This window comes from Methylobacterium sp. WL120 (assembly GCF_008039465.1).
GTDB classification, from domain to species: Bacteria; Pseudomonadota; Alphaproteobacteria; order Rhizobiales; family Beijerinckiaceae; genus Methylobacterium; species Methylobacterium cerastii.
The window spans coordinates 1-3,772 of sequence record NZ_VRUT01000266.1 but is presented as its reverse complement, the minus strand read 5'-3'; the positions used below and the strand labels follow the sequence as shown (position 1 = coordinate 3,772).

At 74.3% G+C, this 3,772-nt stretch carries 4 protein-coding genes; 2 read left to right on the top strand and 2 right to left on the bottom strand.

Features of this window, described 5'->3' with window-relative positions; translation table 11 throughout:
- Positions 1–206: 206 nt before the first annotated feature.
- Together FV229_RS25855 and panD are read left to right on the top strand one after the other, a co-directional pair.
- Positions 207–1,622 carry an RsmB/NOP family class I SAM-dependent RNA methyltransferase gene (locus FV229_RS25855; RefSeq protein ID WP_147754666.1) on the top strand — a complete coding sequence of 472 codons (1,416 nt, stop codon included), beginning with the start codon at positions 207–209 and terminating at the stop codon, positions 1,620–1,622.
- A gap of 233 nt (positions 1,623–1,855) precedes the next feature.
- Positions 1,856–2,317 carry an aspartate 1-decarboxylase gene (gene panD, locus FV229_RS25850; protein ID WP_147754665.1) on the top strand — a complete coding sequence of 154 codons (462 nt, stop codon included), beginning with the start codon at positions 1,856–1,858 and terminating at the stop codon, positions 2,315–2,317.
- Between the two features lie 17 nt (positions 2,318–2,334).
- Here panD and FV229_RS25845 read toward each other — a convergent pair whose 3' ends face one another.
- Complete coding sequence (locus FV229_RS25845) at positions 2,335–2,904, bottom strand: YgjV family protein (protein ID WP_147754664.1); 570 nt, start codon at positions 2,902–2,904, stop codon at positions 2,335–2,337.
- 197 nt (positions 2,905–3,101) lie between these two features.
- On the bottom strand, positions 3,102–3,772 hold a 671-nt coding region (locus tag FV229_RS25840), incomplete at its 5' end, for an MFS transporter (RefSeq protein WP_147754663.1).

Sequence of the window (3,772 nt, the reverse complement as noted above, 5' to 3'; positions counted from 1 at the left end):
GCCCTGCGGCGCTCGGCCGCCTCCGTCAGGGCGCGCTCGGCCGCCGGGGTGAGGGGACGGGCGGCGGGCTCGCCGCCGGATTCGACTGGACCGGCTTCGGCGGCGTCGGGATTGGTTTCAACTTGCATCGGACTCGCTCAAATGGGAGGGCATCGGGGTCCGGCGGCGGGTTGCCGGCACGAAGGGTCGTTCGAGAAGTGGCATCCATGGGCAGAGGGCGCAACGCGTCCGGGCCGGCGCGGGCGGCGGGCGCGACCAAGGGTCCGCGCCCGGGGCCGAAATCGACACCTGAATCCGCAGCGGACGCGGCCGGCCTCGCCGCGCGCCGGGTGGCGCAATCCGTCGTCGCCGACCTTTTGGGACAGAACCGCGCCCTCGCCCTGGAGGATGCGCTGGCGCAAGGCGCCCGCGTCGCGGGGCTCGACGCCGCCGACGCCGGGCTGGCGCGGGCCATCGCCACGGTCACCTTCCGCCGGCTTGGCTTCCTGAAGGCGGCGCTCGCCGCGCGGATGGAGCAGGGCCTGCCCGAGGACAAGCCGCGCCTCGTCGCACTCCTCGCCACCGGCGCCGCGCAGATCCTCGACCTCGCCGTCCCCGACCACGCCGCGGTCGACCTCGCGGTGCGGCTCGCCAAGGCCGACCCGCAGGCGCGGCATCTGGCCGGCCTCGTCAACGCGGTCCTGCGCCGGATCGTGCGCGAGCGCGAGGCGATCCTGGCGGAGGCCGGCGATCCGCTCGAAGCTAACACCCCGGATTGGCTGGCCGCGCGCTGGCGCGCGGCCTACGGGCCGGAGACCGCCGCCGCCATCGCCCGCGCGCACCTGGGCGGCGCCGCGATCGACCTGACGCTCAAGGGCGAGGCCGGCGACTGGGCCGAGCGCCTCGGCGCGGTGGCGCTGCCCACCGGCTCGCTCCGGCTCGGCGACCTGCGGGTCCCGGTCTCCGAGCTTCCCGGCTTCACCGAGGGCGCGTGGTGGGTGCAGGACGCCGCCGCCGCGATCCCGGCGCGGCTCCTCGGCGCGCGCGCGGGCGAGCGCATCGCCGACCTCTGCGCCGCACCGGGCGGCAAGACCGCCCAGATCGCGAGCCAGGGCGCCGTGGTGACCGCCCTGGACCGTTCGGCCCCGCGCCTGGAGCGCCTGTCCGAAAACCTCGCCCGCCTCGGGCTGACGGCGGAGGTCGTCGTCGGCGACGCGCTCGCCTTCGATCCGCCGGAGCCGTTCGACGCGGTGCTGCTCGACGCGCCGTGCTCGGCCACCGGCACGATCCGCCGTCACCCGGACGTCGCCTGGACCAAGACGGAATCCGACCTGATCCGCCTGCACCTCCTCCAGGCGCGCCTCCTCGACAAGGCCGCCACCCTGGTGCGGCCGGGCGGGCGCCTGGTCTACTGCACCTGCTCGCTGGAGCAGGAGGAAGGCGAGCGCCAGGTCGCCGCCTTCCTGAAGCGCAACGCCGCCTTCGAGCGGGTGCCGGTTCGCCCGGACGAGGTCGGCGGCCTCGACGCCCTGATCAACGCCGACGGCGACCTGCGCACACTGCCGGCCCACCTCGAAGGTTCGGAGAGCCAGCGCGGCGGCCTCGACGGCTTCTTCGCGAGCCGACTGCGGCGGAAGGACTAGCGCAGCGGCAACCGCCGGCTCGATTGCCACGCGGTCCCGCGCCGCCCTATCAAGCACGAAGAAGCCGCCCCGACTCGGAGGGCGGCCGAAGACGAAAGTATTTTCAAGCGAGGTGGATGCCGGCTCGCGTGAAGAAAATGCGACCACACAATAGGAGAGAGCATGTTCCGTGATCCGGAGATCACGGAACATGCTCTCGGCGGGCCGACGTCGCCCGGCCTCGGGGGAACGCGATGCAGAGCTTCGTTCGGGCCAAGTTGCACGGCATCCGCGTGACGGGCGCCGACCTGAACTACCACGGCTCGATCACCCTGGACGCCGACCTGTGCCGCGAGGCGGGGCTCGACCCGCTCGAGTTCGTCGAGATCTGGAACAAGATGTCGGGGGCGCGGATCAGCACCTACGTGCTGTACGGCCCCGCCGGCTCGCGCTGCTGCATCCTGAACGGCGCCGCCGCCCGCACCTGTCAGGTCGGCGACGAGGTCATCATCGCCTCGGCGAACTACGGCGACGTCGAGGACGTGATCGCCCACAAGCCGCGGGTGCTGATCTTCGGCGAGGGCAACAGCGTGGTCGACCGGATGGTCTACGACGTGTTCCGCGACGCGGAGGGCCGCCTCGACATGCGCATCCTGGAGGCGGCGACCGGCGCCGAGGAGCCGCCGCGGGTGGCGACCCACATCCGCGTGGCGTGAGCGTCGGCGGCCCGGCCTCAGGTGGCGGAGAGCGCGTGCGGCGTGCGACGCTGGTGCCGAATGAGCGAGAGCGTCAGCCCCGACACGGTCAGCAGGTCGCAGGTCAGGCCGAAGACCGAGCCGACGAGGCCGTTGTGGACGGCCCAGCACAGGCTGGCGCCGAGGAAGAGGCGCCGCATGCCCTGCGGGTCTCCCTGCAGGCGGGCGCCCGTCGCCAGGAGGGCGCCGAGGCCGGCGCAGGCCGACGGCCAGCCGCTCCAGGTCGCCAGGGTCATCCCGACGGTGACCAGCGTGGTCGCGGCAAAGAGCGGGGCGACCCAGGCGGCGCGGCCCTCGGGCCCGATCGCCCGCATCGAGACGAAGTTCTGCAGGACGGCGATGGCGCACATCGCCGTGCCGGTGAACGCGCCGAGATGCAGGTAGTGCAGGCCGAAGGCGGCGGCGCAGCCGGCGGAGGCGAGGAGCATCCCGCGCCGATGCGGCATGATCCCGGCGATGAAGCCGAGGAGGAGCCCGAGGGTTCCGAAGAGGTCGAGATGCGGCTTCGCCGCGGCCCATCCGATCAGGGCCAGCTCGATGACGGTCATGGTCCACGCCCGGTCGGCGCGGAAGCGCGCCGCACTCGGTGCAAGGCGCTAGGTCGTCATGGTAACCGGTCGGTTAACGGCGTTTTCCGCAAGGCGCCGCCGTCGCCGCAGCGCAACAGCGGAGGGCCGCCTGCGGGGAGGGCGCGTGCTGCGACCGCGATCGAGCGGATCAGTCCGCGGCGCGCACGCTCCGCCCTTCAGGCCGTGCCGCCGACCGCCCGGTCGCGCCCGGCGCCCATGCCGGCGAGCCCCGCCGCGGCGATGATCGTCGCGAACAGGGCGGCGGGGAGGACCCAGCCGTCGGTGGCCTCGTGGGCGAGGCCGAAGCCGAGGGGCCCGAGGGAGGCGAAGACGTAGCCGATCCCCTGCGCCATCGCCGAGAGGGCGCCGGCCGAGGCGGCGTCGCGGGTGCGCAGGACGAGGAGGCTGAGGCCGAGCCCGAAGCAGCCGCCGATGCCGAGGCCCAGCAGCCCGGATGCGGGGAACCGCAGACCCTCCGGGCCGAAGGCGAGGACGAGGAAGCCGCAGAGCGTCGCGGCCAGCACCGCGAGGATCCAGCCGCGCTGGTCGCGCACGCGCGCGGCGAGCATCGCCACCACCAGCGCGCCCGGCGCCTGGTGCAGGGTCACCACCGAGGCGACGAGCCCGGCATCCAGCGCCGAGAGGCCGCGCCCCTGCAGGATCGCCGGCAGCCAGCCGAACAGCACGTAGGCCAGCGAGGATTGCAGGCCCATGAAGGCGGTGACCTGCCAGGCCAGCGGATCGCGCAGGAGCGAGCCCGGGGCGGCGGCCGCCGCGCGCTCCGGCACGGCGCGGGTCAAGGGCGCCCAGGCGAAGGCGGCGACGAGGGCCGGCACGGCCCAGACGG

Bases quoted from the DNA above. Each gene is read 5' to 3' on its own strand.
- panD (WP_147754665.1), top strand. From the start codon at position 1,856: ATGCAGAGCTTCGTTCGGGCCAAGTTGCACGGCATCCGCGTGACGGGC.
- FV229_RS25845 (WP_147754664.1), bottom strand. From the start codon at position 2,904: ATGACCGTCATCGAGCTGGCCCTGATCGGATGGGCCGCGGCGAAGCCG.
- FV229_RS25855 (WP_147754666.1), top strand. From the start codon at position 207: ATGGGCAGAGGGCGCAACGCGTCCGGGCCGGCGCGGGCGGCGGGCGCG.